Raw genomic sequence first — 25,591 nt, forward strand, 5'->3', positions numbered from 1 at the left:
GTGGACACCGTGCTCGACATCCTCACCGCCGTGCTCCTGATCATCGGAGCGGCGCTGTCGCTGATCGCCGCCGTCGGCCTGATGCGGTTCGACGACCTGCTCTCGCGGATGCACGCGGGCACCAAGCCGCAGGTCCTCGGCCTCATCTGCGTGATGCTGGCCGTCGCGATCCGCAATCCGGGGTTCGCCGCGGCCGGCACGATCATCCTCGTGATCGGGTTCCAGCTGCTCACCGTGCCGGTCTCGGCGCACATGGTGGGCCGCGCGGCGTACCGGGCCGAGGCCGTCTCGACGGGGTACCTCGTGGCGGACGAGCTCGCCGAGGCCGTCTCGCGGGCCGACGAGCAGGCCCGGACGACGACGGGACCGGAGTCGGGGCACACCTCGGAGGAGGCGGCAGGCACCTCGCGCGCCCCGCAGCCCGAGGACGAGGACGGACCGGCCGCGACGGCGTAGACCGGTCGCGCTGCGCGAGTGGACGCGGAACGGGGTCCGGTCGGGAGCGCCCGGTCGGCGTCGGCCCGCGCACGGGCATCCGCACGAGGGGACGCGCAACGGGCTTCGGAGTGAGCGCGGACCCCGTCCGAGGCCGACTCCCCGACGCGTGGCTGCTCGAGTGGACGCGGAACGGTTCCCGGAGCGGGCGAGAGCCCCGTTCGGAGTCGATTCCCGCAGCCGGCGAGGACCGCTCAGCGCAGGAGAGCCGCTCCGGACACGGCGGCGCCCTGCGCCCCCGTCATCGTCCGCGCCGCGAAGCCGCCGACGGCGAGCGTCGCGGCGAGCAGGCCGCCGATCAGCAGCACCAGCAGCGGCACCACCCAGAGCAGCGCCCTGCGGCGGCGGGCGCGGGCCTCGTCGGGAGTCTCGTCCATCACCCGTCGACCCTACGACGTCGTGCACCGCCTGCCCCTGAGGGGGTGCTCTATCCTGGCCGCATGCCCCTCGAATCTACTGTTTCCGGCGCGCCCGCGGACGAGTCGGTCGTGTTCCCCACCGACTCTCCGAGCACCCCCGGGGCGGAGTGGTGGCGCACCGCCGTCATCTACCAGATCTACCCGCGGTCCTTCGCGGACGCCGACGGCGACGGCATCGGCGACCTCCCGGGCATCACGGGCCGCCTCGACAGCCTGGCCGAGCTGGGCGTCGACGCGATCTGGCTCTCCCCCTTCATGACCTCGCCGCAGAAGGACGCCGGCTACGACGTGGCCGACTACTGCGACGTCGATCCGCTCTTCGGCACCCTCGCCGACTTCGACGCGATGCTCGCCCGCGCGCACGCGCTGGGCATCCGCATCATCGTCGACCTCGTGCCCAACCACTCCTCCAGCGCCCACCGCTGGTTCCAGGAGGCGCTCGCTGCGCCGGCGGGCAGCGCCGAGCGCGCGCGCTACCTGTTCCGCGACGGCCGCGGCGAGACCGGCGAGCTGCCGCCGAACAACTGGGAATCGGTCTTCGGCGGCCCCGCCTGGACCCGGGTGACCGAGCCCGACGGCACCGCCGGCCAGTGGTACCTCCACCTCTTCGACACCACGCAGCCCGACTTCGACTGGACGAACGAGTGGGTGCGCGAGCGCTTCCGCGAGGTCCTGCGCTTCTGGCTCGACCGCGGCGTCGACGGGTTCCGGGTCGACGTGGCCCACGGCATGATCAAGGCCGAGGGCCTGCCCGACTACACGCCCCCCGCCGACAGCGGATCGATGGGCGGAGTCGCGCCCGCCGACGACGCGGACCCCGAGACCGCCCCCTACTGGGCGCAGGACGGCGTGCACGAGATCTACCGCGACTGGCACGAGCTGCTCGCGGAGTACCCGGCCGACCGCGTGCTCTGCGCCGAGGCGTGGGTGCAGCCGCTGCCGAAGCTCGCGCGCTGGGTGCGCCCCGACGAGATGCACCAGGCCTTCAACTTCGCCTACCTCGAGACGCCGTGGGCCGGACCCGCGCTGCGCGACATCATCGACTCCTCGCTGACCGCCTTCGCCGCGGTCGGTGCTCCGTCGACGTGGGTCCTCTCGAACCACGACGTCGTGCGCCACGCGAGCCGCCTCGCGCTCACCGCGGACAACCCCCAGGGCTACGGCATCGGCCCGAAGAGCGCCGGACTGCCCGACCCCGTGCTGGGCCTGCGCCGCGCCCGCGCCGCGACGGCGCTCATGCTCGCGCTCCCCGGCTCGGCCTACGTCTACCAGGGCGAGGAGCTCGGCCTCCCGGAGGCGATCGATCTGCCCGACGAATCGCGCCAGGACCCGACGTGGTTCCGCACGAAGGGCGAGCGCTACGGCCGCGACGGCTGCCGCGTCCCGCTGCCGTGGGAGGCGGAGGCTCCCGCCTACGGATTCAGCCCGAGCGGCGACTCCTGGCTCCCCCAGCCCGGCGACTGGGCGCCCCTCGCCCGGGACGCCCAGCGCGGAGTGGAGGGCTCGACCTACGAGCTCTACCGCGCCCTGCTCGCGGAGCGACGCGCCTCGCGACTCGGCGAGGGCACGATCGAGTGGCTCGAGGGCTGGCCTGAGGAGGTCGTCGCGTTCCGCACCGGGAGCCTCACCGTGATCGCGAACACGGGCGCGGAGCCGGTGGACCTGCCGGCGGGCGCGGTCGTGCTCGCGTCGGAGGCCCTGGCAGAGCGCGTGCTGCCGGGCGACAGCACGGTCTGGCTCCGCACGAGCTGACGCGGCGCGAGGGGCGTCGCCGGGCGTCCGGCCGGTTCGCCGTCTCCCCCGGCCTCCGCGGGAGACGGTCCGATCCGCAGGCACTCGTTCGATCTGCAGGCACTCGTTCGATCCGCAGGCGCACGTTCGATCTGCAGGCACTCGTTCGATCCGCAGGAGATCCGAGGCCGTGTGGGGGCGCTCCTGCGGAGGATCGCGCTCCCTCTCCGCGAACCCCTGCAGATGGTACGGAGCCCTGCAGACCGTACGCGCCCCTGCAGACGGCGCGAGCCCTGCGGATCGCGCACCCCCTCGGCCGCGGCGAGCGCGCGGCTCCGGTCGGCAGGTGGCGTGGTCGGCGGGTGAGGTGCCGGCGGATCAGCGCCCGGCGTTGGCCTTCAGCCAGAGGTACGAGTCGACCTTCGTGACGCCGTCGATGCGGATCTCGAAGTGCAGGTGCGGGCCGGTCGACATGCCGGTGCTGCCGACGAGCCCGAGGAGCTGGCCGACCTTCACCGGGTCGCCCTCCTTCACGGCCGCGGTGCCGTGCTGCATGTGCGCGTAGACGCTCGAGACGAGCTCGCCGTCGATCTCGTGGTCGACGATGACGTGCACGCCGAGCGAGCCCTCACCGTCGATGACGGTGCGCACGACTCCGTCGGCGATCGCCTGGATCGGCGAGCCGTTGCCGGGGTTGAAGTCGGTGCCGCCGTGGTTGACCGAGCAGCCCGCGCAGTTGCGGTAGCCGAAGCGGTCGCCGACCGGCACGCCGACCGCGAAGGGCCACTGGATGGACGCGTTCTGGTCGTTCGTGAAACCGGTGTCGGAGGTGCGCACGATGGCGGCGACGTTCGTCTGCGTCTTGCGCTCCTGCACTCCGAAGGAGTCGCGGGCGACGGTCTCGGCGCCGACCGCGCCGGCGACGAAGGACTGCGCGCCCTCGCGGACGGAGGAGCCCGGGGCGATCGCCGCGGTCAGGTTCTGCGCCTGCACGTCCTCGGCGGTGAGGAGCGAGGTCGCGGGCAGCGAGGTGGCGGCGACGATCGCAGCCGCGAACGACATCGCGACGAGGCCGCCGACGCGGGGGCGCTGAGCGCGCAGCGGCGTCACGCGCGGAGCCGGGACCGGAGCGGGGGCGGCGCGCAGGGCGGCGACGCGGCGCTCGGCCTCGCGGAGGTCGGTCACGACCGGGGCCGGGGCCTCCGACGCGTCCGCGACCTCGGCGGCGAGGGCCTCGGCGCGCTCGCGCTCGCGGAGCTCGCGCCGGGACAGGGGCGGGGTGGATCCGGGGAGGGGCGATTCGCCGAGGGTCGATGCGGACGCAGCGGGGGAGGGCGAATCGGGGCTCACGAAATCGGGATCTTCCGTCGGGGACAGGCGGGCGAGGGGCGCTCCGTCAGGGATCGGGGCACTGCTCGGGTCTCCGTGACCGCATCCTGTGCGAATGTCACGAATTCATAAAGGATGCCACGGACTGCGGAATACGACCAGAGGGGCGGGTGCCCAGGCACGATCCGAGCGTGATCCACCGGTCGCAGCATCGCTCCGTTGCGCGCTCATTCGCACGCATGCATCGACCCTGCGCCTGAGCACTCCCGAGAGAGCGCTCACACCTCGTCGGCGCGCAGTCGGCGCAGCAGCTGCTCCAGCTCGTCGAAGAGGGGGCGGGAGCCGCGATCAGCAGGTCGGAGCTCGCCGGTCGGCCGTCGAAGCCGGCGACCCGCACGCCGGCCTCCTGAGCGATCAGGACGCCCGCCGCCTGGTCCCACGGGTTCAGTCCACGCTCGTAGTAGGCGTTCAGCTGCCCCGAGGCGACGGAGCAGAGATCCAGCGCCGCGGAGCCGATGCGCCGGATGTCGCGCACCTCGCCGAGCAGCTCCTGCACGACCGCGCCCTGGCGCATCCGGCGCGCGGAGTCGTAGCCGAAGCCCGTGCCGACCAGCGCCAGCGAGAGCGAGGCGGGCGCGGTGGCGCGCAGCGGCGCTCCGTCGCGGTGAGCGCCCTCGCCGAGGGCGGCCGTGAAGACCTCGCCGGTCGCGCCGTTCACGACGGCGCCGGCGAGCGCCCTCCAGGTCCGCGGGTCGGGCTCCCCCTCGACCACTGCGATGCTCACCGCGTACGAGGGGATGCCGTAGAGGTAGTTGACCGTGCCGTCGATCGGATCGACGACCCAGGTGAGTCCGCTCGTGCCGTCTCCGCCGCCCGACTCCTCCCCCAGGAAGCCGTCGTCGGGCCGCGCCTCGGCGAGACGGCGCCGGATCAGCTGCTCGACCTCTCGGTCGGCGGCAGTGACGACGTCCTCGGGCGACGACTTCGACGCGGCGATCTCGACGCCGTACTCCCGCCGCTGGCGGGCCAGGTGCGCCGCCTCGACGGCGATCGAGCGGGCGATGGCGAGGAGGGAGGCGTGGGCGCTCATGGTCCCAGCCTAGGGACCGCGCCATCATGGAGGCATGAGCATCCCGATCGCGATCACTGGAGCCACCGGAGCCGTGGGCGGGCGCGTCGCACGCGAGCTCGCCGACGCCGGCCTCCCCCTCCGACTGCTGGTCCGCGATCCCTCCCGCGCCCCGGAGCTCGCCGGGGCGCAGGTGGTGCGCTCGACCTTCGCCGAGCCCGGCGCCTCGCTCGTGGGCGTCCGCCTGCTGCTGATGGTCTCGGCGTCCGAGAACGAGCGCCGCCTGGCGGAGCACCGCTCGCTCGTCGCCGCCGCCGCGGAGGCGGGCGTCGAGCACGTGGTCTACACCTCGTTCGCCGGAGCGGCGCACGACGCCGTGTTCACCCTCGCGCGGGACCACGCCGCGACGGAGGACGCGCTCCGCGACTCCGGCATGGGCTGGACCTTCCTGCGCGACGCGCTGTACCTCGATTTCCTGCCGGACATGCTCGGCGAGGACGGCGCGATCCGCGGGCCCGCGGGGACGGGACGCGCGGCGGTCGTCGCCCGCGAGGACGTGGCGCGCGCGGCCGCGGCGATCCTCCGCTCCCCCGACGAGCACCGCGACGCGCGCTACGAGCTCACCGGGCCCGAGGCGCTGACGCTCGACGAGGTGGCCGCCACTCTGACGGCCGCCGGCCGCCCCGCCGTGTTCGTCGACGAGACGCTCGAGGAGGCCTACGCCTCGCGGCAGCGCTGGAACGCCCCCGACTGGCAGGTCGACGCCTGGGTGAGCACGTACACCGCGATCGCCGCGGGGCAGCTCGAGCACGTCTCGGACGATGTGGAGCGCCTCACCGGGCGGCCGCCGCTGTCGCTGGCCGGGTTCCTGGCCCGCGAGCAGCGATGAAGCGGGGCACGAACCTCCCGGCGCTCGGCGGCTACAACCAGGCGCTCGTCCTCGAGCTCATCCGCCGCGCGCCCGCCGGCATCAGCCGGATCGAGCTCGCCGCGCAGACCGGGCTCTCGGCGCAGACGCTCTCGAACGTCGCCCGGCGGCTCCTGCAGGACGGACTCGTGCGGGAGGCCGGCAAATCCGGGTCCGGCCCGGGCAAGCCGCGCACGATCCTCCAGCTCGAACCCGATGCGCGCTTCGCGATCGGGCTACACATCGACCCCACCGTCACCACCTGCGTGGTGCTCGACCTCGAAGGCCGCACCGTGGCCCACGCCCGCACGCGCACCCCGCGCGGCATCCGCCCCGAGGAGACCATCGCCCGCCTCAGCGCCTCGGTCGCCGCCATCATCGAGACCTCGGGCGTGGATCGGGAGCGGGTCCTGGGGGTCGGCATCGCCTTCCCGGGTCCGCTCGACGCCGAGCAGGGCCGGATCTTCGACCCGCCGCTGCTCGAGGAGTGGCACGACGTGCCGCTGGGAGAGTCGCTGTCGGCCTCGACGGGTCTCCCGGTGCACGTCGAGAAGGACGTGACGGCCGCGATGGTGGCCGAGACCTGGATCTCGACCCAGGACGTGGGCGCGAACGGCCTGCTCTTCTACTACGGCACCGGAGTCGGAGCGGGCCTGGTCGTGCACGGCGCCATCGTGCGCGGCGCCAGCAGCAATGCGGGCGACATCGGCCACCTGATCGTGGACCCGGACGGGCCACTGTGCCGGTGCGGGCGGCGCGGCTGCCTGGGCGACTCCATCGCTCCGAGCGCGCTCGTCGCGGAGGCCGTCGAGCGCGGCATCCTGCCTCCTCCGCGCGACGTGCTCGATCCGAGCTCCGTCGACGCCGGGTTCAGCCGCCTGCTCGAGCGTGCCGACGCCCAGGACGAGGACGCCGCCGCCATCGTCCGCGTCGCGGCGCAGCGTATCGCCCGCGGCGTGCTCAACATCGCGGGGCTGCTCGATCTCGATCACGTGATCTTCGGCGGACCCTTCTGGGAGCGGGCGGCCGGCGCCGTCCTGCCTGTCGTCGCCACCGCCCTCGCCGAGGACCCGGCCTCGATGCTGACCCATCGCGTCCAGCTGCGCAGCTCCCGGCTGGGCGAGGACATCGCGGCGATCGGCGCCGCCTGCGTGGTCCTCGACCGCGCGCTGACGCCCGCGACGGCGTCGCTCCTCATCGAGACCTGATCGTCATCATCGCCCGGCTCTGCACCTGGCCATCGCTCTTGACAGAGTTATTCAAGACGATTTATAAATAGCCCGGAGGCCGGTGGGACAACTCGCTCGGCCCCCGGAGCCGACCCGCGTGCGCGGACGCTCCGACCCTCGCCCCTCCCCCCGGGGGCGGGGGTCGTCCGGTCGCAGTCGCGACCCTGAAGCAAAGGAGCTTTCATGTCCCGTCGAGTCGCGGTCGCCGCCGCTGCACTCACCGTCGTGATGGGCCTCACGGCCTGCTCGGCGTCGACTCCCTCCGCCGGAGGCGAGGAGCCGAAGTCGATCAAGGTGGCCTACCAGACCACCGCCACCTTCGCCCAGATGCAGACGCTGATGGAGGATGCGAAGGAGCAGTACGAGGCCGCCCACGAGGGCGTCACGATCGAGCTGGTCCCGATCCAGGGCGAGGGCCCCGACTACTACACGAAGCTCGCGCTGATGAACAAGTCGGCGGCCACCGCCCCCGACGTGCAGTACGAGGACACCTTCAAGATCCAGTCCGACGCCGCGGCCGGCTACCTCCTGCCCCTGGACGACCGCCTCGCCGAGTGGGAGGACTGGTCGCAGTTCGCCGACGGAGCCAAGCAGGCGGGTCTCGGCCCGGACGGCAAGACCTACGGGGTCTCGCTCGGCACCGACACCCGCGGCCTCTGGTACAACACCGAGCTCTTCGAGCAGGCCGGCATCGCGACGCCCTGGGCGCCCGCGACCTGGCAGGACGTGATCGACACCGCCGCGACGATCAAGGCAGAGCTGCCCGACGTGATCCCGCTGAACGTCTACTCCGGCAAGGCCGCCGGCGAGGCCGCCTCGATGCAGGGCCTCGAGATGCTGCTCTACGGCACCGAGGACACCCTCTACGACGCCGACTCCAAGAAGTGGATCACGGGCAGCCAGGGCTTCCGCGACTCCCTCTCCTTCATCGGCGACGTCTACCAGGACGGCCTCGGCCCGACTCCGCAGCAGGCGCTCGACCCCAACATCTTCACCAACGTGACCGCGGAGTGGCTGCCGTCGAGCACCCTCGCCATCGCCCTGGACGGCTCCTGGCAGTCCGGTGCCTGGATCGAGGGCGGCTCCAGCCCCTGGCCCGAGTGGGATTCGACCCTCGCCCTGGCGCCGATGCCGACCCAGTTCGGCGACGCCCCCGGCGCGACCAGCATGTCCGGCGGCTGGACCCTCGCGATCGGCGCGAACACGAAGGCGCCCGACCTCGCCTTCGACTTCCTCACCACGGCGCTGAACAAGGACAACTCCCAGTCGTACGCGATCTCGAACTCGCAGATCGCGGTCCGCGCCGATGTGGCCGAAGACCCGGAGTACACCGCCGCGAACCCGTCGTTCGAGTTCTTCTCGAGCCTCGTGCCGAACACGCACTTCCGCCCCGCGACCGAGGACTACGGGCAGATCTCGAACGCGATCACCGTCGCGATGGAGTCCGTGATGACCGGGCAGCAGAGCGTCGACGAAGCCGCCGCCGCGTACGACGAGGCCGTCGAGGGCATCGTCGGAGCCGACGGCGTGACGGAAGCCGAGTAGCGTGACCCCCTCCCTCCGCGCACCCGCGCGACCGGTCGACGGCCGGGAGCCCACCCGCTCCCGGCCGCCGACCGGCGAAGGGGCGAGGTCGGCGGCCCTGCACCGCCGCCGCTCGCTCCTGCGCACCCTGCCTCTCGGCCCCGCCACGGTGATCCTCGCGATCTTCCTGCTCGGGCCGATCCTCGTCTCGTTCTGGGGATCCTTCACCGACTCCTCCCTCTCGGGGAGCACCGCCGCGGCGGACTCGTTCGTCGGCTTCGACAACTACGTCGCCCTGTTCCAGGACCCGGACTTCCCCCACGCCGTGATCCTGACGGTCGTGTTCGTGCTCGGCTCGGCCGTGATCGGGCAGAACGTGCTGGGCCTGGGTCTCGCCCTGCTGATGCGGGCCTCCGGGCCGATCGTCCGCAGCATCGTCGGCACGATCGTCGTGACCGCGTGGGTCCTGCCCGAGATCGTGGCGGCCTTCGCCTCCTACGCGTTCTTCCGCGACGAGGGCACGGCCAACTCGATCCTCGCCCTGCTCGGGATCAGCGGCCCGAGCTGGCTCTACGTGTTCCCGATGGTCACGGTGATCGTGGCGAACATCTGGCGCGGCACCGCGTTCTCGATGCTCGTCTACTCCGCCGCTCTCGCCGACGTGCCGCCGGAGATCACCGAGGCGGCCGAGATGGACGGCGCCAGCGGAGTGAAGCGACTGCTGTTCGTCACCATCCCGATGATCCGCCGCACCATCGCGACGAACGCCATGATCACGACTCTGCAGACCCTCTCGGTCTTCACGCTCGTGTACGTCATGACCGGCGGCGGACCCGGCACCTCGGCGACGACCCTGCCGCTACTCGCCTACCAGGAGGCGTTCAAGTTCGGCCAGATCGGCTTCGGCACCGCGATCGCCACCATCATGCTGCTCGTCGGCGGCATCTTCTCCGTGTTCTACGTGCGCGCGCTGCGCTCGGAAGTGGACTGACCATGTCGATCTCGATGTCCGCCCCCTCGCACCGCGTGATGCGCACTCTCTCGAACACCGTGCTGCTGATCATCGGCGCGTGCTTCGCCCTGCCGCTGCTGTGGCTGGTGCTCGCCTCCATCGACGCGACTCCGACCCTCTCGGTCCGGCTGCCCACGGTCGTCACCCTCGAGAACTTCCGCAGCGTCCTCACCCCGGAGCTGACCTTCGGGCCGCTGGGCAACAGCGTGCTGCTCTCGGGCGGCGCCGCGCTGCTCACGGTCGTGCTCGGACTGCTCGCGGCCTACCCGCTCTCGCGCTACCGGATGCGGATCACCAAGCCGTTCCTCTACGGGATCCTCTTCGGCACCTGCCTCCCGATCACCGCGATGATGGTGCCGGTCTACAGCCTGTTCGTGCAGCTCAACCTGATCGACTCGCTGATGGGCACCGTGTTCTTCCTCACCGCCTCGTCGCTGCCGATCGCGATCTGGATGCTGAAGAACTTCATGGACTCGGTGCCGATCAGCCTCGAGGAGGCCGCCTGGATGGACGGCGCCTCGTCGATGACCACGCTCGTGCGCATCGTCATCCCGCTGATGCGCCCCGGGATCGCGGTGGTCTTCATCTTCACCTTCGTCCAGGCGTGGGGGAACTTCTTCGTCCCCTTCGTGCTGCTGCTCAGCCCCGGCAAGCAGCCGGCCGCGGTCAGCATCTTCAACTTCTTCGGCGCGAACGGCGCGGTCGCCTACGGCCAGCTCGCCGCCTACTCCCTCGTCTACTCGCTGCCGGTCCTGGCGCTCTACGTGCTCGTCCAGCGCGGTCTCGGCGGCGCCTCGGCGCTGGCCGGCGCCGTCAAGGGCTGAGCCCGCGCCCGGCCGACCGCTCCCTCCGGAAGGAATCCCCTCATGCACGACCGCCGCCTGCTCGTCGAAGAGCGCGTCGACCGCTTCGTCCGCGAGCGCCTGCTCCCCGCCGTCCACCGCGCCACCGCTCCGCTGGACCTCCTCGCCTGGCAGGTACCCGGCGAACCTGTGCCCTTCGCCGAGGCCGCCTCGGCCGAGTACGCTCCGTTCTCGGCCGGAACCGCCTGGGGCCGACCCTGGTCGACGCTCTGGCTCAAGGTGTCGGGCTCGGTGCCCGCCGAGTGGCTCGTCGACGGCGCGCTGCCCGAGGGCGTGCGAGCGGAGCTGGTCGTGGACCTCGGCTTCGACGGCGGTCAGTCGGGCTTCCAGTCCGAGGCGCTCGTCTGGCGACCCGACGGCGTGATCGTGAAGGCGATCTCGCCGTTCAACAGCACGGCGGCCGGAGCGGTCGACGCGGACGGTCGGGTCGACGTGCTGATCGAGGCCGCGGCGAACCCCGACGTCGGCAGCGACTGGAGCTTCCGCCCGACCACCGTGGGCGATCTCGCGACGGCCGGCGACGCTCCGCAGTACGTCCTGCGCCGCGTCGACGTCGCACTGCTCGACGTCGACGTCTGGGAGCTGCTGCAGGACGTGCGCGTGCTGCGCGGACTGCTGGACGAGCTGGTGGTCGGCTCACCCCGCCGCGCCGAGCTGCTCGTCGCACTCGAGGCGGTGACCGACGCGGTCGACCCGTCCGACGTCTCCGGAACCGCCGCGGCCGGCCGCCGCGCCCTCGAGGGCGTGCTCGCGAGCCCGGCCGTCCCCAGCGCCCACCGACTGCACGCCGTCGGGCACGCGCACATCGACTCCGCCTGGCTCTGGCCCGTGCGCGAGACGATCCGCAAGTGCGCGCGCACCTTCTCGAACGTCATCGCCCTGATGGACGAGCACCCCGACTTCGTCTTCGCCTGCTCGTCCGCGCAGCAGTTCGCCTGGATGAAGGAGCACTACCCGGAGCTGTTCGAGCGGATCCGCGAGAAGGTAGCGGCCGGTCAGTTCGTGCCGGTCGGCGGGATGTGGGTCGAGTCCGACACCAATCTGCCGGGCGGCGAGGCGATGGCCCGCCAGTTCGTCGCCGGCAAGCAGTTCTTCCTCGAGGAGTTCGGCGTGGAGTGCGAGGAGGTCTGGCTGCCCGACTCCTTCGGCTACTCCGGCGCCCTGCCGCAGATCGCCCGCGCCGCGGGGGCCCGCTGGTTCCTCACGCAGAAGATCTCGTGGAACGAGACCAACACGATGCCGCACCACACCTTCGACTGGGAGGGCATCGACGGCACGCGGATCTTCACCCACTTCCCGCCGGTCGACAAGTACAACTCCGACCTCGTCGCGTCCGACCTCGCCCACGCCGAGCGCAACTTCGCCGACCACGGCCGCAGCACCGCCTCCCTCCTCCCCTACGGCTACGGCGACGGTGGCGGCGGCCCGACCCGCGAGATGGTCGCGACCATCGCGCGCACGACCTCCCTCGAGGGCTCGCCGCGCGTCGAGCACTCGTCGCCCCGCGCGTTCTTCGAAGCGGCCGAGGCCGAGTACCCGCAGCCCGAGGTCTGGAGCGGCGAGCTCTACCTGGAGTCGCACCGCGGCGTCTACACGAGCCAGCTGCGCACCAAGCAGGGCAACCGCCGCAGCGAGCACCTCCTCCGCGAGGCGGAGCTGTGGGCGAGCACCGCGACCGTGCGCACCGGTTCCGAGTACCCGGCCGCGGAGCTGCGGGAGCTCTGGCAGCTCGTGCTGCTGCAGCAGTTCCACGACATCCTCCCCGGCTCCTCCATCGCCTGGGTGCACCAGGACGCCGAGCGCAACTACGCGGCGATCGCCGTGCGACTGGAGGCCGTCATCGCCGAGGCCCTTCGAGCGCTGGCGGGGACGGGCGAGCACGCGCTGCGCGTCAACGCCGCTCCGCATGCACGCGCCGGCGTCGCCGCGCTCGGCGCGACGTCCTCCGCGGTCGCGCCCTCGCGACTCCGGGTGCAGGAGCAGGACGGCGGGTTCGTGCTCGAGAACGAGCGGATCCGCGTCCGCGTCGACTCCGACGGCCTGCTGGCCGAGCTGGTCGACCTCGCGACGGGCCGGGACGCTGTGCCCCCGGGCGAGCGCGCGGGCGTGTTCCAGCTGCACCGCGACACCCCGAACAAGTGGGACGCCTGGGACATCGACCACCACTACCGACGGCACGTCACCGACCTGGTCGCCGCCGACGGCGTGCGCCTGGGTGAGGACGGGGTCTCGGTGATCGTCGAGCGCTCCTTCTCCTCCTCGCGCCTCGTCGAGACGATCACGCTCGAGCCCGGCTCGGCCGAGCTCGGGCTCACGGTCGACATCGACTGGCAGGAGAGCCAGAAGCTCCTCAAGCTCGCGTTCCCGGTCGACGTGCACGCCGACCGGTTCGCCTCCGAGATCCAGTTCGGGCACATCGAGCGGCCGACGCACGCGAACACGTCCTGGGACGCGGCCCGCTACGAGACCAGCGCGCACCGCTGGATCCGCGTCGGCGAAGGGGCGTACGGGGTCGCGATCACGAACGACTCGACCTACGGCTACGACGTCACCCGGCAGCCACGCCGCGGCGGCGGCAGCACCACGGTGGCGCGGCTCTCGCTGCTGCGCTCGGCCGTGTTCCCGGACCCGCAGCAGGACCGCGGGCAGCACCGTCTGCGCGTCGGCGTCGTCGTCGGGGCCACCACGCAGGACGCGGTGACCGCCGGCTACCGGATCAACCTCCCCGAGCGCCTCGTCGACGGGGCGGCGGAGGAGGAGCTCGCTCCGCTCGTCTCACTCTCCTCCCCCGCGGCCGTCGTGGAGGCGGTCAAGCTCGCCGAGGACGGCAGCGGCGACGTGATCGTGCGGCTCTACGAGGCGCTGGGCCTGCGCTCGACGATCGAGCTGGCCGCCGACTTCGCCGTCTCGGCGGTGGTGGCGACCGACCTGCTGGAGCGCCCGCTCGAGGACGACGCGACTGTCTCCTCCGCCACCGGATCCGGCGCGACCCTGTCGCTCCGGCCGTTCCAGCTGGTGACGCTGCGCCTGCGGCGCTGAGAGCGCGGGCCCCGGAGACGGGGCCCTGGACGCGGAACGCCCCGGTCACCTGCTGGTGATCGGGGCGTTCTGCGATGCGTGTGGCGAGTGAGGGATTCGAACCCCCGAAGGCTACGCCGTCTGATTTACAGTCAGATCCCTTTGGCCGCTAGGGTAACTCGCCGTGGCGCACCCGACCGGGAGTCGTGCTCTCGACCGAAGGCGCTGGTAAAGGATACCCGCGGGGCGGGCGGATCGGAAATCGGCGCGGGGACGCGTCACTCGGCCGCCGCGGCGTAGCGCGACGCCGCCTCGGCCACCTTGCCGGCGTAGCTGGTCGCGGGGTTGTACGCCGCGATGGCCGCGCGCCAGCCCGACTCCGTCGACAGGTCGCCACCGGCCTCGCAGAGGTAGCGGGCGGCGGTCACCGCCTGCTGGTCGACGTTCTGCGGATCCCAGCCGCTGGAGGCCCAGCGCATCCAGGTCGCCGGGATGATCTGGAGCGGACCCATCGCTCGGTCGACCTCCGGGTCGCCGTCCAGCGCCCCGCGGTCGTTGTCCTCGACCCGGTCGAACTCCGTGCCGTCCAGGCGCGGGCCGTAGATCGGCTCGGCCGCGCGCCCGTCCTCGCCGAGCGCGCTGCCGAAGATGGTGCCGTGCCTGCTCTCGACGTAGCCGATGCCGGCGAGGGTCGCCCAGTCGAGGCCGCAGTCGGGATCGACGGAGGAGGTGAGCAGCGCGGCTCCCGCGTAGGCGGTCAGCGCGCGCTCCGGGATCCCACTGCCCTCGGCGGTGCCGGTCAGCCACTCCGGGCTGGTCAGGAAGCGCACGGGGGCCGCGGCCGTCGCATCCGGGTCCTCGAGCAGCGCGGGATCGACCGACGCGGGTGCCGGAGCCGCCGGCGGGACCGTCACGACGCCTCCCTCGTACTCGATCGTCGAGGTGGTGACGGCGCTGCAGCCCGCGAGCAGCGCGCCGACGAGCGGCAGCAGGAGCAGAACGGGGAGACGGCGCATCCTCCAGTGGTACCAGCACAGCCTCCGCGGACGCCCCGCACCGCCCGGGAGGCCGGGACGCCCGGAAGCTAAACTCGCAGTCATGGCAGATTCAACGTTCGACGTCGTCAGCAAGGTCGACAAGATGGAGGCGGACAACGCCCTCAACCAGGCGCACAAGGAGGTCGAGCAGCGCTACGACTTCAAGAACGTGGGCGCCTCGATCGCCTGGAGCGGCGAGAAGATCCTGATCAAGGCCAACACGGAGGAGCGCGCGAACGCGATCCTAGACGTCTTCCAGTCGAAGCTGATCAAGCGCGGCATCAGCCTGAAGAGCCTCGACTCCGGCGAGCCCTTCCCCTCGGGCAAGGAGTACCGGATCGAGTCGACGCTCAAGGACGGCATCGACCAGGAGCACGCGAAGAAGATCAACAAGCTGATCCGCGACGAGGCCCCCAAGTCCGTCAAGTCGCAGATCCAGGGCGACGAGCTGCGCGTCTCGTCCAAGAGCCGCGACGACCTGCAGGCCACGATGGCGCTGCTCAAGAGCGCGGACCTCGATCTCGACCTCCAGTTCGTCAACTTCCGCTGAGGGATGTCGACCGCAGGAGCACGAGCATGACCGCCGGGATCGACGAGCCCGACCGCCGGGGCCGCACCGGCCTCGATCAGGAGGGCTACGACCTCACCGGCAACCCCGACGTCGACGTGAAGCGGGTGACCCTGCTCTCGAGCCACTGGTACGTCCTGCGCACGACCGAGTTCGAGTACCGCCACCGCGACGGCCGAGTGACCACCGAGCACCGCGAGACGTACGACCGCGGCAACGGGGCGGCCGTGCTGCTGTACGACGCCGATGCGCGCACCGTGGTGCTCGTGCGGCAGTTCCGCTACCCCACCTACGTCAACGGGAACCTCGACGGCATGCTCCTCGAGGTGCCCGCCGGCCTGCTCGACGAGGAGGGGCCCGAGGAGGGCGCCCGCCGCGAGGCCTCGGAGGAGACCGGTCTCGAGGTCGGCCGGCTCGAGCACGTCTTCGACGCCTACATGAGCCCCGGCTCGATCACCGAGATGCTGCACTTCTACGCCGGACGCTACCGCGCCGGCTCCCGGGAGGGCGCTTTCGCCGGCCTCGCCGACGAGGGCGAGGACACCGAGGTCGTGGAGCTCTCGTTCGACGAGGCCCTCACCCAGATCGGGGTCCAGATCGTGGACGCGAAGACGATCATGCTCCTGCAGTGGGCGGCGCTGCGCGGCCCGTTCTCGCGCTGAGCCGCTCGGCGAAGGACGCGCCCCGCCCCTCCGCCGGGCGGTCGGGGGCGAGGTAGCCGCGCGCCCACCGCTCGAGCTCGGCGTAGGCGCGAGCTCGGATCCGGGGCGCCGAGAGCACGACGTCGTGCACGGCTCCGTCCAGGCGGACGATCGTCACCGTGGATCCCAGCGTCGCGGCGCGCTCGCCGATCGACCGCACGTCGAGGGCCACATCGGCCGAGCGCATCTCGTCGCTCCACCACGGCAGCAGCACGCTGCGGGAGGAGAGCATCGTCAGCACGGGCATCCGCAGGTTCAGCCCGCGCTCGACGCGGCGGTGCCCCGCGAGCACCGTCGCCAGCCAGGCCGGGCTCACCGGGAACCCGCGCTCCGGTCGCCAGGCGGGGTCGTACTCCCACTCCCCCTCGAGCGTCGCCGAGACGGTGCGCGAGTAGAAGCCCTGATCGATCGGGGGCAGAGTGCCGTGCGGAGCGACGCGGGCGCGCAGCATCATCCACGGCGCGAGCATCTGACGGCCCACCGAGCGGGCCTGGAACTCGAGCCACGGACTGTTGAGGACGAGCGCCGACAGCTCGTCGGGATGGCGGGCCGCCCAGAGGCTCAGCGTCAGCCCGCCCGTCGAGTGCCCCATCAGCACGAGCCGGCGGTCGCGGTGCTTGTGCTCGGCCATCGCCGCCCGGGCGGCCGCGAGATCCTCGTCGTAGACGGTGAGGTCGGTCGCGAAGCCCGGTGTCTGGTGGGGCCGCAGGCTGCGGCCGTACTTGCGCAGGTCGAGGGCGAAGAAGCGCGCGCCGAGCCCGTGCCAGAACTCGGCGAGCTCGGTCTGGAAGAAGTAGTCGCTCCAGCCGTGCACGTAGAGGACGTCCACTCCGGAGGCGGGGCCCGGCCAGCGCGGCGCGGCCGGCCGGTGGCGCACCAGGGTCGCGACGACCTCTCCCTCGTCGTCCTCGCCGAGGGGCAGGGTGCGCTGCTCGAAGCCGGGCCCCAGGACGTCCGGGCGCCATGCCCCGCTCAGGACGCGTACGCCTTCAGCGCGCGGGCGGTGAGGGTGGCTCCGTCCGCGACGAGATCGCGAGGCGTGCCCTCGAAGACGATCGAGCCGCCGTCGTGACCGGCGCCGGGGCCCACGTCGATGATCCAATCGGCGTGCGCCATCAGCGCCTGGTGGTGCTCGATCACGATCACCGAGCTGCCGGAGTCGACCAGCCGGTCGAGCAGACCCAGCAGGTTGTCGACGTCGGCGAGGTGCAGGCCCGTCGTCGGCTCGTCCAGGATGTACACCGCGCCCTTCGAGGCCATGTTGATCGCGAGCTTGAGGCGCTGCCTCTCGCCGCCCGAGAGCGTGTTGAGCGGCTGACCGAGGGTCAGGTAGCCCAGGCCCACGTCGACCAGGCGCGCGAGGATCGTGTGCGCGGGACCCGAGCCGAAGAACTCGGCGGCCTCGACGATCGGCAGCGAGAGCACCTCGTGGATGTTCAGGCCCCGCAGGCGGTACTCGAGCACCTCGGCGGTGAAGCGCTTGCCCTCGCACTCCTCGCAGACCGACGAGACGGTGGCGGCCGGTCCGAGCTCGGTGAAGATGAGCCCCGCCCCCTTGCAGACGGGGCACGCTCCGGCGGAGTTGGCGCTGAACAGCGCGGGCTTCACTCCGTTGGCCTTCGCGAACGCCGCGCGGATCGCGTCGAGGACGCCGGTGTAGGTCGCCGGGTTGCTGCGGCGCGAACCGCGGATGGGCGACTGGTCGGCCACGACCACTCCGGGCCGCTTGGCGAGGCTGCCGTGGATGAGCGAGGACTTGCCCGACCCGGCGACGCCGGTGACGACCGTCAGCACCCCGAGCGGCACGTCGACGTCGACGCCGCGGAGGTTGTGCGTGGCCGCCCCGCGGATCTCGGCGAACGAGGTCGGCGTGCGCACCTCCGCCTTCAGCGGCACGCGGTGGTCGAGGTGCCTCCCGGTGAGGGTGTCGGAGCCGCGCAGGCCCTCGACCGATCCCTCGAAGCGGATCTCGCCGCCGTGCGCACCCGCTCGCGGCCCCAGGTCGACGACGTGGTCGGCGATCACGATGATCTCGGGCTTGTGCTCGACGACGAGCACCGTGTTGCCCTTGTCACGGAGGCGGCGCAGCAGCTCGATCATGCGCGAGACGTCGTGCGGGTGCAGTCCGGCGGTCGGCTCGTCGAAGACGTAGGTGATGTCGGTGAGGCTGGAGCCGAGGTGCCGCACCATCTTGACGCGCTGCGCCTCGCCGCCCGACAGCGTGCCGGACTCGCGATCGAGCGAGAGGTAGCCGAGACCGACCTGCACGAGCGAGTCGAGGGTGCCGAGCAGGGTCTCGACGATCGGGGCGACGGAGCGGTCGTCGACGCCGCGGAGCCACTCGGCCAGGTCGGTCGCCTGCATCGAGGAGCACTCGGCGATGTTGCGCCCGGCGATGCGGGAGGCGAGCGCCGCGCGGGTGAGCCGCGCTCCCCCGCACTCGGGGCAGGCGGCGAAGGTGGCCACGCGCTCGGCGAACGCGCGGATGTGCGCCTGGGGCGACTCCTTCGCCAGGTAGAGCCGGGTGACCTTCACCACCAGGCCCTCGTACGTGAGGTTCATCCCCCCGATCGCCATCTTGGTGGCGGGGCGGTAGAGGAACGCGTCGAGCTGCTCCGGGGTGAACTCGGCGATCGGGCGGTCGGCCGGGTACAGGCCCGACTCGGCGAGGGCCTTCCAGTACCAGCCGCCGACGACGAAGTTGGGGATCGCGTCGAGCGCGCCGCCCTCGAGCGACTTCGAGCGGTCGAAGAGCGCGTCGAGGTCGATGTCGGAGGCGCGGCCGGTGCCCTCGCAGCGCGGGCACATGCCCTCGGGCAGGTTGAACGAGAACGCGCCGCTCGTGCCGGCGTGCGGGTCGCCGATCCGACTGAAGAGGATGCGCAGCATGGTGTACGCGTCGGTCGCGGTGCCGACCGTGGAGCGGCCGTTGGCGCCCATGCGCTCCTGGTCGACCACGATGGTCGCCGAGAGCCCGTCGAGCGACTCGACGTCGGGCCGCGCGGGCGAGCCCATGAACTGCTGCACGAAGGCGGGGTAGGTCTCGTTGATGAGCCGCTGCGACTCGGCGGCGATCGTGCCGAAGACGAGCGACGACTTGCCCGAGCCCGAGACCCCCGTGAACACGGTGATGCGGCGCTTGGGGATGTCGACGTCGACGCCCCGGAGGTTGTTCTGCCGGGCACCGCGCACCCGGATGACATCGTGCGGCCCCGCTGTCGTCGTGCTGGTCATCGCATCCCCGTCCTTCGCGCCGCCCTCGCGGCTGCCCGCAGTGTACGGGAGCCCTCCGACATGCACGAAGGCCCCCCGGTGCGCACCGGAGGGCCTTCGGACGAGCGTGGGGTCAGCCCGCGACAGTCTCGGCGCGGGAGATCGCGATCATGTCCTCGCGCGGCACGACCTTGACGCGGGCGCGTCCCTCCGGAGCGCCGAGCGCCTGCTCGTGCTCGTCGAGGCGGTGCCAGCCCTCGAGGTCGGTGTAGGCGACACCGCGCTCCTCGAGGAGCGCCACGATCGCCGACTCCTCGGGGTGCGCCGGGGTCCACCACGACGCCTGGTCGCGCAGCACGTGGCCCACGGTCTCCATCGCGTCGGACTTGGTGTGGCCGATGAGGCCGACCGGGCCGCGCTTGATCCAGCCGGTGGCGTAGACGCCGTGGACCTGCTGGTCCTCGTCGTCGAGGACCTGGCCCTCGCGGTTGGGGATCACTCCGCGCATCTCGTCGAACGGGAGGCCGTCGAGCGGGGAGCCGAAGTAGCCGACCGCGCGGTACACGGCCTGCACCGGCACCTCGCGGATCTCGCCCGTGCCGCGCACGCCGCCCTCGCCGTCCGGCTCGGTGCGCTCGTAGCGGATCGCGGCGACGCGGCCCTCCCCGTCGTCGACGAACTCGAGCGGCTTGGCCCAGAAGTGCAGGTGGAGTCGGCGCGACGCGCCGCCCGTCTCGCGCGTGCGCCACTGGTTCAGCACGCGGTTGATGACCATGACCTGCTTGTTGGTCTCGATCGCGGCCTGCGAGGCGGGGTCGAGCACGAAGTCCTCGTCGTGCACGATCATGTCGACGTCGCGCAGCTCGCCGAGCTCGCGGAGCTCGAGCGGCGTGAACTTGACCTGCGCCGGGCCGCGGCGGCCGAAGACGTGCACGTCGGTGACGGGCGACGCCTTCAGGCCCTCGTAGACGTTCGGCGGGACCTCGGTGGGCAGCAGGTCGTCGGCGTGCTTGGCGAGCATCCGCGAGACGTCGAGCGCCACGTTGCCGTTGCCGATGACCGCGACCGAGGAGGCCTCGAGCGGCCAGGTGCGCGGCACGTCGGGGTGCCCGTCGAACCAGCTGACGAAGTCGGCCGCTCCGTACGAGCCCTCGAGGTCGACGCCGGGGACGTCGAGCGGGGCGTCGCGGATCGCTCCGGTCGAGAAGATGACCGCGTGGTAGTGCCGCTTCAGGTCCTCGAGGGTGAGGTCGGTGCCGAAGTGCACGTTGCCGAAGATGCGGATGTCTCCGCGGTCGAGGACCTCGCGCAGGGCGTTGACGATGCCCTTGATGCGCGGGTGGTCGGGGGCGACTCCGTAGCGGACCAGGCCGTACGGCGCCGGGAGCTGCTCGAACAGGTCGATCGAGACGTCGTACTTCTTCTCGGCCTTGATCATGAGGTCGGCGGCGTAGATGCCCGCGGGCCCCGCGCCGACGATGGCCAGCCTGAGCTTGGTCATTGCGTTCCTCCTGCCGGGGCGCCGCGGCGCACGTCCGGTCTCATTTCCTGCGGCGCAGGGAGCGCCGCGACGATCGGGGTCAGCCGTTGCGGTCGACGACGGTGTCCGCGAAGCGCGTGAGCGCCTTGCGGACCGAGCCGTCGGGCAGCGGGGCGAGGGCGGCGACGGCCTCGTCGGCCCAGCGGTGGGCCTCGGCGAGGGTCTGCGCCGTCACGTCGTGGTCGCGCAGCTGCGCGATGGCGTCCGAGATGTCGGCGTGCTGCTCGTCGGTGTGCGCGATCTCGTCGTGGGTGCGGCTGACGTAGCTCTCGATGCGGGCCAGCAGCACGGCCGCCTCGCGGTCGGACTCAGCCCGCTCGCGCAGACGCAGGATCGGCAGCGTGGAGACGCCGGCGCGGATGTCGGTGCCCGGGTTCTTGCCGGTCTCCTCAGGCTGCGGGGAGAGGTCGATGACGTCGTCGACGATCTGGAACGCGACACCGATCTTCTCGCCGAAGACGCGCATCGCCTCCTCGTACTCGGCCGGGCCGTCGGCGAAGACGACGCCGGTGCGACCGGCGGCCGCGATGAGCGAGCCGGTCTTGTCGGCGAGCACCGAGAGGTAGTGCTCGACCGGGTCCTCGCCGTCGGTCGGGCCGACGGTCTCGTGCAGCTGGCCGAGGACGAGGCGCTCGAAGGTGTCGGCCTGGAGGCGGATCGCGCGGTCGCCGAGCTCGATCATCAGCTGGTTGGCGCGGGCGAAGAGCAGGTCGCCGGTGAGGATCGCGACGTTGTTGCCCCACACGGTCTGGGCGGAGGGGACGCCGCGGCGCTTCTCCGCCTCGTCCATGACGTCGTCGTGGTACAGCGAGGCGAGGTGCGTGATCTCGATCGCCTGGGCGCCCAGCAGCACCTGCGGGGTGTTGCCGCGGCCCAGCTGCGCGGCGAGGAGCGTGAGCATCGGGCGGACGCGCTTGCCGCCCGCCTCGAGCAGGTAGCGCGTCGAGACGTCGGCGACCTGGTCGGCGAACGAGAGCTGGTGGACCAGCCCCGACTCGACCAGCTCGAGGCCCTCGTCGATCGCGCGGGCGAGCGAGCGGTCCGACGCGGTCGAGAAGATGCGCTCGGAGAGGCCGAGCTGCGCCGTCAGGGACGGGCTGCGGCGGGCGACGGGCGCAGTGGCGTTCACACTGAAACCCTAACGTCTCGGCCCGGGTCGGCTCCGGCGCTCATGAGGTCGCGACGATCGGCTTGATGCCGCGGTGCAGCGCCACGATTCCGAAGGTGAGGTTCTTGTAGGCGACGCGCTCGAAGCCGGCTCCGCGCAGCCACGACGCCACGACCTTCTGCTCGGGCCAGGCACGGATGGAGTCGCCGAGGTAGTCGTAGGCGGGGTCGTTCGACGAGGCGATGCTCACGACGGCCGGCATCACCCGCGAGAGGTAGAGGTCGTAGGCCGCGGCGAGGGGCTTCACGGGCGGAGTCGAGAACTCGCAGATCACGACGCGACCGCCCGGCTTCACCACGCGGAAGAACTCGGCGAGCGCCGTGCGCGGCTCGGCGACGTTGCGCAGTCCGAACGAGATCGTGACGGCGTCGAAGGACTCGTCCTCGAAGGGGAGGTCCATCGCGTCGGCCTGCACGAACTCGATCAGCTCGTTGCCGGCCTGGCGCCGGCGGCCGACCGAGATCATGCCGGGCGAGAAGTCCGCGGCGACGACCTCGGCACCGGAGCGCGCGAGGGAGGCGGAGGAGGTGCCCGTGCCCGCGGCGACGTCGAGGATCCGCTCGCCCTTCACGGGGTTCACGGCCCGCGTCGTGGCGATGCGCCAGAGGTGGTCGTTGCCGGCGGAGAGGACCGTGTTGGTCAGGTCGTAAGCGGGCGCCACCGTGTCGAACATGGCGGCGACCTCGTCGGGGCGCTTGGTGAGGTCTGCCTTAGTCACGATCATCGAGTCTAGAGCGAGCGGCGGCGCGGCGGCTGTGGATCCGCCTCCCGCGCGGGGTTGCGGGAGGACGTGCGAGGAACCGGAACCGCCCTGCTCCGCCTAGCGGGCGGCTCCGGCGCGCATCACGGTACCGGCGCGGATCCTGCGGGAGGGCGCGGGGCGTGGGACGTCCGCCGCTCCGGCGCGGGGCGGCCGGTCTGCACACCCTCCCGATCCGGAGGAGGGCCCATCGGCGCGGGCGTAGCCTTAGGGCGTGACGCTCATCGGCGCCGGGGCTCCTCCTCTCCACGTGGGGACGACCCCGCTGGACTCCCCCGCGGCGCTCCCCTCTCTCGCGGATCCGCGGCGTCCCCTCCTCTGGCAGCGGAACGGCTCCGGACTCGTCGGTCTCGGCGAGGCGCTCCGGCTCGAGTTCTCGGGGCCCGACCGACTGCGCGAGGCCGCCGACGCGTGGCGGGCGCTGTGCGCCTCCGCCGTGGTCGACGATCCGATCGGACTGCCGGGTTCGGGGCTCGTCGCCTTCGGTGCGTTCGCCTTCTCGAGCCGCTCGTCGGCGACCAGCGTGCTGATCGTGCCGCGGACGGTCGTCGGCGCGCGCGGCGGTCGCTCCTGGCTCACCACGATCACCTCCGATGGCGGATCAGGCGCGGACCGGCCCGCCGCACGGCCGTTCGGCGACGAGTACCGCCTCTCCCTCCTGCCCGGCGCGATGACGCCGGACGGCTACCGCTCGGCGGTGGCCTCGGCGGTCGGCAGCATCCGCGCCGGGGCGCTCGAGAAGGTCGTGCTGGCGCGCGACCTCCGCGGGCACCTGCCCCGCGGTGCGGATCTGCGGCGGATCCTGGTCGACTTCGCCTCGACCTATCCCGACTGCTGGACTTTCGCCGTCGACGGCTTCGTCGGCGCGAGCCCCGAGACCCTCGTGGGGGTCGACCACGGAGCGATCACCGCGCGGGTCCTCGCCGGCACGAGCGCGCGCGGGACGGACGCGGCGTCCGACGCGGCCATCGCGCAGGGTCTCCTCGACAGCGCCAAGGACCGCTCCGAGCACGCCTTCGCGATCGCGAGCCTGCTGAGGGAGCTGCGGCCGCACACATCGTCGCTGAGCGCGAGCGGCGAGCCGTTCACGCTGAAGCTCCCGAACCTGTGGCACTTGGCCACCGACGTGCGCGGCACGCTCGGCGATGCCTCGACGGCGCTCGACCTGGTCGACGCCCTGCACCCGACGGCCGCCGTCGCCGGCACGCCCACCGCCTCGGCGCTCCAGCTGATCGACGAGCTCGAGCCCTTCGACCGCGGCCGCTACGCCGGGCCAGTGGGCTGGATCGACGGCCGCGGCGACGGCGAGTGGGCCGTGGGCCTGCGCAGCGCCCAGATCGACGACGACGGCGATCTCACTGCGTGGGCGGGTGCCGGGATCGTCGCCGACAGCGACCCCGACGCCGAACTGGCCGAGACGCGGATCAAGTTCCGCCCGGTGCAGGACGCGCTGAGCTGAGCCGCGCACGCGAGCGTCCACTCTCGACGTCGCGCGCGAAGGCGCATCGACGTGGCGGTCATCACGACTCCCCGAGCCGGATCCTCTCGCCCCTCCGCTTCTCTGCACCGACCGACTGCGGCGGCCGTCGGCGCCGGCCACCGCTCTCCCCTCCTCAGGAGGGAGGCGGCTCCTCGACGGACACCGTGCTCGGCAGCACCGGACGGCGCTCCAGCGCCACGGGCCGAGTCGTCACGCTTCTCCCGGTCGGCGTGGTCCAGTCGGCCACGCCGTCCGGATGGAGGACGTAGGTCCAGCGATCGCCGTGCCGGACGTGATGGTGGGCGACGCACAGCGAGGCGAGGTTCCCGGGAGATGTCTCTCCGCCCTTCCGCCATTCGATCGTGTGATCGGCCTCGGTCGCGGACGCCGACCGGGTGCAGCCCGGGAAGCGGCAGGTCCGGTCGCGCAGCCGCACCAGCAGCCGCATCCGCGGTGGTGGCACGCGGTGCGTGCGCCCGACCGAGACGACCGCGCCGGTCCTCTCGTCGATCCCGACCGGCGTGAAGCTCGTGCCCGATCCGACGAGCTCGTCCGCCGCGTCGGCGGGCACGAGCCCGTACCCGTCGAGGTCGACCGGGGCATCGTCGGCTCCCGACGCGGTGGTCGCCGCCATCGTCATCCTCACCTCCGCACGGATGCCGGGGAGGAAGGTCGTCGGCGCCTCCGTGCCGACCTCCGGTGAGGTGCCCGCGACGTCGCCGTGGCACAGGAGGTCGCCGAACGCATCGGCGCGCAGCTGGGCGAGAGTCCGCTCGTCAGCGCGCCCGTCGGCAGGAGAGGCACCGCGCAGTCCGCGAGCGATCCGGTCGAGACGGGCCAGCGCGCCCACCGCGATCGGCGCCGGTACGTGCGCGCAGAGCGTCGCCATCCCGTCGGCCTCGGGTCGCAGCCAGACCGCCCGGTCCTCGCGAGCCCGCGCGTGCCGCTCAGCGAGCGGCTGCTCGTGCAGCTCGTCCCGGAGCAGGGCGAGAGCACGCCGCAGCTGGGTCGGAGTCATCGCCACGGCGAGCACGACCGCCCGCTCGTCGAGAGCCGCGCGCGAACCCGCGGGAAGGGACCCCGCGACCGCGCAGATCACCTGGCCCGCCTCCCACCGCATGCGCGCCGCGGCGAGTGCGGCGCGCGTGCGCGGCAGTTCGTCGACCAGCAACTGCGCGTGCTCGATCTCGCGGGTCACGGCCCGCTCCGAGATCTGCAGGACCACCGCGAACTCGGCCCGGATCGATCGCGCCACGAGATCGCGTGCCCCGCTTGCGGTGAGGCTCCGCCCTCGCGCGAACGACAGAGGGCTCGCCAGCGCCGCTCGGTATCCCGCGTGCAGGGCCTCCGCGGCGGCGAGGAGCACCGGTGCCGCGCTGAGCGCGAGCTCCGCCGCTCGGTCGCCGAGAACCCGCACCTTGCTCAGCGCCGCTGAATCCGATCCCGTCTCCGCCATGCGTTCAGTGAAGCGGCAAGTCCCGTCACGCGTTCCGCAGTGCTCGGCATCGGGGGAGGAACCGGCTCGGCC

The 25,591-nt window shown here is 72.3% G+C and carries 21 protein-coding genes and 1 tRNA gene; 11 read left to right on the plus strand and 11 right to left on the minus strand.

The genetic code is table 11. From position 1 onward, the window contains the following. Window positions 1–456 carry a monovalent cation/H(+) antiporter subunit G gene (mnhG, locus tag AC0CID_RS08900; protein ID WP_465226508.1) on the plus strand — a complete coding sequence of 152 codons (456 nt, stop codon included), beginning with the start codon at window positions 1–3 and terminating at the stop codon, window positions 454–456. Between the two features lie 233 nt (window positions 457–689). Here the strand turns inward: mnhG and AC0CID_RS08905 are convergent, their stop codons facing one another. After that, on the minus strand, window positions 690–875 hold the full coding sequence (locus AC0CID_RS08905) for a hypothetical protein (protein WP_465226509.1): 186 nt from the start codon (window positions 873–875) through the stop codon (window positions 690–692). A gap of 60 nt (window positions 876–935) precedes the next feature. On the opposite strand from AC0CID_RS08905, the gene AC0CID_RS08910 reads away from it, so the two are divergent. Continuing rightward, entirely contained in the window at window positions 936–2,666 is a 1,731-nt protein-coding gene (locus AC0CID_RS08910; RefSeq protein ID WP_465226510.1) for a glycoside hydrolase family 13 protein, read from the plus strand. 357 nt (window positions 2,667–3,023) lie between these two features. Here the strand turns inward: AC0CID_RS08910 and AC0CID_RS08915 are convergent, their stop codons facing one another. Next, window positions 3,024–3,995, minus strand: coding sequence for a M23 family metallopeptidase (locus AC0CID_RS08915; protein ID WP_465226511.1), 972 nt, complete (start codon window positions 3,993–3,995; stop codon window positions 3,024–3,026). Between the two features lie 97 nt (window positions 3,996–4,092). Further along, the gene (locus AC0CID_RS08920) at window positions 4,093–5,064 is read right to left on the minus strand and encodes an inositol monophosphatase family protein (protein WP_465226512.1); all 972 of its coding nucleotides are present in this window, start codon (window positions 5,062–5,064) and stop codon (window positions 4,093–4,095) included. A gap of 34 nt (window positions 5,065–5,098) precedes the next feature. Here AC0CID_RS08920 and AC0CID_RS08925 point away from each other — a divergent pair, with 34 nt between their 5' ends. The 6 genes from AC0CID_RS08925 (at window position 5,099) to AC0CID_RS08950 (ending at window position 13,617) form a co-directional block, all read left to right on the plus strand. Continuing rightward, window positions 5,099–5,932, plus strand: a complete 834-nt coding sequence (locus AC0CID_RS08925; RefSeq protein ID WP_465226513.1) for an SDR family oxidoreductase — start codon at window positions 5,099–5,101, stop codon at window positions 5,930–5,932. Continuing rightward, on the plus strand, window positions 5,929–7,158 hold the full coding sequence (locus AC0CID_RS08930; RefSeq protein ID WP_465226514.1) for an ROK family transcriptional regulator: 1,230 nt from the start codon (window positions 5,929–5,931) through the stop codon (window positions 7,156–7,158). Before AC0CID_RS08925 ends, AC0CID_RS08930 begins: the two co-directional genes overlap by 4 nt. A gap of 204 nt (window positions 7,159–7,362) precedes the next feature. Further along, a complete protein-coding gene (locus AC0CID_RS08935; protein WP_465226515.1) occupies window positions 7,363–8,724 on the plus strand; it encodes an extracellular solute-binding protein in 1,362 nt (453 codons plus the stop codon). A 1-nt stretch (window position 8,725) separates the two neighbouring features. Next, a complete protein-coding gene (locus AC0CID_RS08940; protein ID WP_465226516.1) occupies window positions 8,726–9,694 on the plus strand; it encodes a carbohydrate ABC transporter permease in 969 nt (322 codons plus the stop codon). A 2-nt stretch (window positions 9,695–9,696) separates the two neighbouring features. Further along, a complete protein-coding gene (locus AC0CID_RS08945) occupies window positions 9,697–10,539 on the plus strand; it encodes a carbohydrate ABC transporter permease (protein ID WP_465226517.1) in 843 nt (280 codons plus the stop codon). A gap of 42 nt (window positions 10,540–10,581) precedes the next feature. Continuing rightward, entirely contained in the window at window positions 10,582–13,617 is a 3,036-nt protein-coding gene (locus tag AC0CID_RS08950; protein ID WP_465226518.1) for an alpha-mannosidase, read from the plus strand. Window positions 13,618–13,698: 81 nt separating this feature from the next. Here the strand turns inward: AC0CID_RS08950 and AC0CID_RS08955 are convergent. Together AC0CID_RS08955 and AC0CID_RS08960 are read right to left on the minus strand one after the other, a co-directional pair. Then, window positions 13,699–13,780, minus strand: a tRNA-Tyr gene (locus tag AC0CID_RS08955). 94 nt (window positions 13,781–13,874) lie between these two features. Next, complete coding sequence (locus AC0CID_RS08960; protein ID WP_465226519.1) at window positions 13,875–14,612, minus strand: lysozyme family protein; 738 nt, start codon at window positions 14,610–14,612, stop codon at window positions 13,875–13,877. An 82-nt stretch (window positions 14,613–14,694) separates the two neighbouring features. Here AC0CID_RS08960 and AC0CID_RS08965 point away from each other — a divergent pair, with 82 nt between their 5' ends. Together AC0CID_RS08965 and AC0CID_RS08970 are read left to right on the plus strand one after the other, a co-directional pair. Next, window positions 14,695–15,183 (plus strand): YajQ family cyclic di-GMP-binding protein, encoded by a 489-nt coding sequence (locus AC0CID_RS08965; RefSeq protein WP_465226520.1) that lies wholly within the window; start codon window positions 14,695–14,697, stop codon window positions 15,181–15,183. 26 nt (window positions 15,184–15,209) lie between these two features. Continuing rightward, on the plus strand, window positions 15,210–15,863 hold the full coding sequence (locus AC0CID_RS08970; protein ID WP_207405426.1) for an NUDIX domain-containing protein: 654 nt from the start codon (window positions 15,210–15,212) through the stop codon (window positions 15,861–15,863). Here the strand turns inward: AC0CID_RS08970 and AC0CID_RS08975 are convergent. The 5 genes from AC0CID_RS08975 to ubiE form a co-directional block, all read right to left on the minus strand. Next, window positions 15,817–16,878 (minus strand): alpha/beta hydrolase, encoded by a 1,062-nt coding sequence (locus AC0CID_RS08975; RefSeq protein ID WP_465228072.1) that lies wholly within the window; start codon window positions 16,876–16,878, stop codon window positions 15,817–15,819. The genes AC0CID_RS08970 and AC0CID_RS08975 overlap by 47 nt on opposite strands. Then, complete coding sequence (locus tag AC0CID_RS08980; protein ID WP_465226521.1) at window positions 16,875–19,136, minus strand: ATP-binding cassette domain-containing protein; 2,262 nt, start codon at window positions 19,134–19,136, stop codon at window positions 16,875–16,877. The genes AC0CID_RS08975 and AC0CID_RS08980 overlap by 4 nt, the downstream gene beginning before the upstream one ends. A gap of 112 nt (window positions 19,137–19,248) precedes the next feature. Next, window positions 19,249–20,616 carry an FAD-dependent oxidoreductase gene (locus tag AC0CID_RS08985; protein ID WP_465226522.1) on the minus strand — a complete coding sequence of 456 codons (1,368 nt, stop codon included), beginning with the start codon at window positions 20,614–20,616 and terminating at the stop codon, window positions 19,249–19,251. A 79-nt stretch (window positions 20,617–20,695) separates the two neighbouring features. Beyond that, window positions 20,696–21,784: a polyprenyl synthetase family protein gene (locus AC0CID_RS08990; protein ID WP_465226523.1), complete on the minus strand. Its 1,089-nt coding sequence runs from the start codon at window positions 21,782–21,784 to the stop codon at window positions 20,696–20,698. Between the two features lie 40 nt (window positions 21,785–21,824). After that, the gene (gene ubiE, locus AC0CID_RS08995; RefSeq protein ID WP_465226524.1) at window positions 21,825–22,541 is read right to left on the minus strand and encodes a bifunctional demethylmenaquinone methyltransferase/2-methoxy-6-polyprenyl-1,4-benzoquinol methylase UbiE; all 717 of its coding nucleotides are present in this window, start codon (window positions 22,539–22,541) and stop codon (window positions 21,825–21,827) included. Between the two features lie 256 nt (window positions 22,542–22,797). Here ubiE and AC0CID_RS09000 point away from each other — a divergent pair, with 256 nt between their 5' ends. Then, a complete protein-coding gene (locus tag AC0CID_RS09000; RefSeq protein WP_465226525.1) occupies window positions 22,798–24,042 on the plus strand; it encodes an isochorismate synthase in 1,245 nt (414 codons plus the stop codon). A 154-nt stretch (window positions 24,043–24,196) separates the two neighbouring features. Here AC0CID_RS09000 and AC0CID_RS09005 read toward each other — a convergent pair whose 3' ends face one another. Next, window positions 24,197–25,519: an HNH endonuclease signature motif containing protein gene (locus tag AC0CID_RS09005; RefSeq protein ID WP_465226526.1), complete on the minus strand. Its 1,323-nt coding sequence runs from the start codon at window positions 25,517–25,519 to the stop codon at window positions 24,197–24,199. Window positions 25,520–25,591: the final 72 nt, after the last annotated feature.

Source organism: Rathayibacter sp. AC451, from assembly GCF_979253095.1.

Excerpts from the sequence above, each read along its gene's own strand:
- AC0CID_RS08910 (WP_465226510.1), top strand. The coding sequence starts at position 936 with ATGCCCCTCGAATCTACTGTTTCCGGCGCGCCCGCGGACGAGTCGGTC.
- AC0CID_RS08920 (WP_465226512.1), bottom strand. The coding sequence starts at position 5,064 with ATGAGCGCCCACGCCTCCCTCCTCGCCATCGCCCGCTCGATCGCCGTC.
- AC0CID_RS08925 (WP_465226513.1), top strand. The coding sequence starts at position 5,099 with ATGAGCATCCCGATCGCGATCACTGGAGCCACCGGAGCCGTGGGCGGG.
- AC0CID_RS08930 (WP_465226514.1), top strand. The coding sequence starts at position 5,929 with ATGAAGCGGGGCACGAACCTCCCGGCGCTCGGCGGCTACAACCAGGCG.
- AC0CID_RS08935 (WP_465226515.1), top strand. The coding sequence starts at position 7,363 with ATGTCCCGTCGAGTCGCGGTCGCCGCCGCTGCACTCACCGTCGTGATG.
- AC0CID_RS08945 (WP_465226517.1), top strand. The coding sequence starts at position 9,697 with ATGTCGATCTCGATGTCCGCCCCCTCGCACCGCGTGATGCGCACTCTC.
- AC0CID_RS08950 (WP_465226518.1), top strand. The coding sequence starts at position 10,582 with ATGCACGACCGCCGCCTGCTCGTCGAAGAGCGCGTCGACCGCTTCGTC.
- AC0CID_RS08960 (WP_465226519.1), bottom strand. The coding sequence starts at position 14,612 with ATGCGCCGTCTCCCCGTTCTGCTCCTGCTGCCGCTCGTCGGCGCGCTG.
- AC0CID_RS08965 (WP_465226520.1), top strand. The coding sequence starts at position 14,695 with ATGGCAGATTCAACGTTCGACGTCGTCAGCAAGGTCGACAAGATGGAG.
- AC0CID_RS08970 (WP_207405426.1), top strand. The coding sequence starts at position 15,210 with ATGACCGCCGGGATCGACGAGCCCGACCGCCGGGGCCGCACCGGCCTC.
- AC0CID_RS08980 (WP_465226521.1), bottom strand. The coding sequence starts at position 19,136 with ATGACCAGCACGACGACAGCGGGGCCGCACGATGTCATCCGGGTGCGC.
- AC0CID_RS08985 (WP_465226522.1), bottom strand. The coding sequence starts at position 20,616 with ATGACCAAGCTCAGGCTGGCCATCGTCGGCGCGGGGCCCGCGGGCATC.
- AC0CID_RS09005 (WP_465226526.1), bottom strand. The coding sequence starts at position 25,519 with ATGGCGGAGACGGGATCGGATTCAGCGGCGCTGAGCAAGGTGCGGGTT.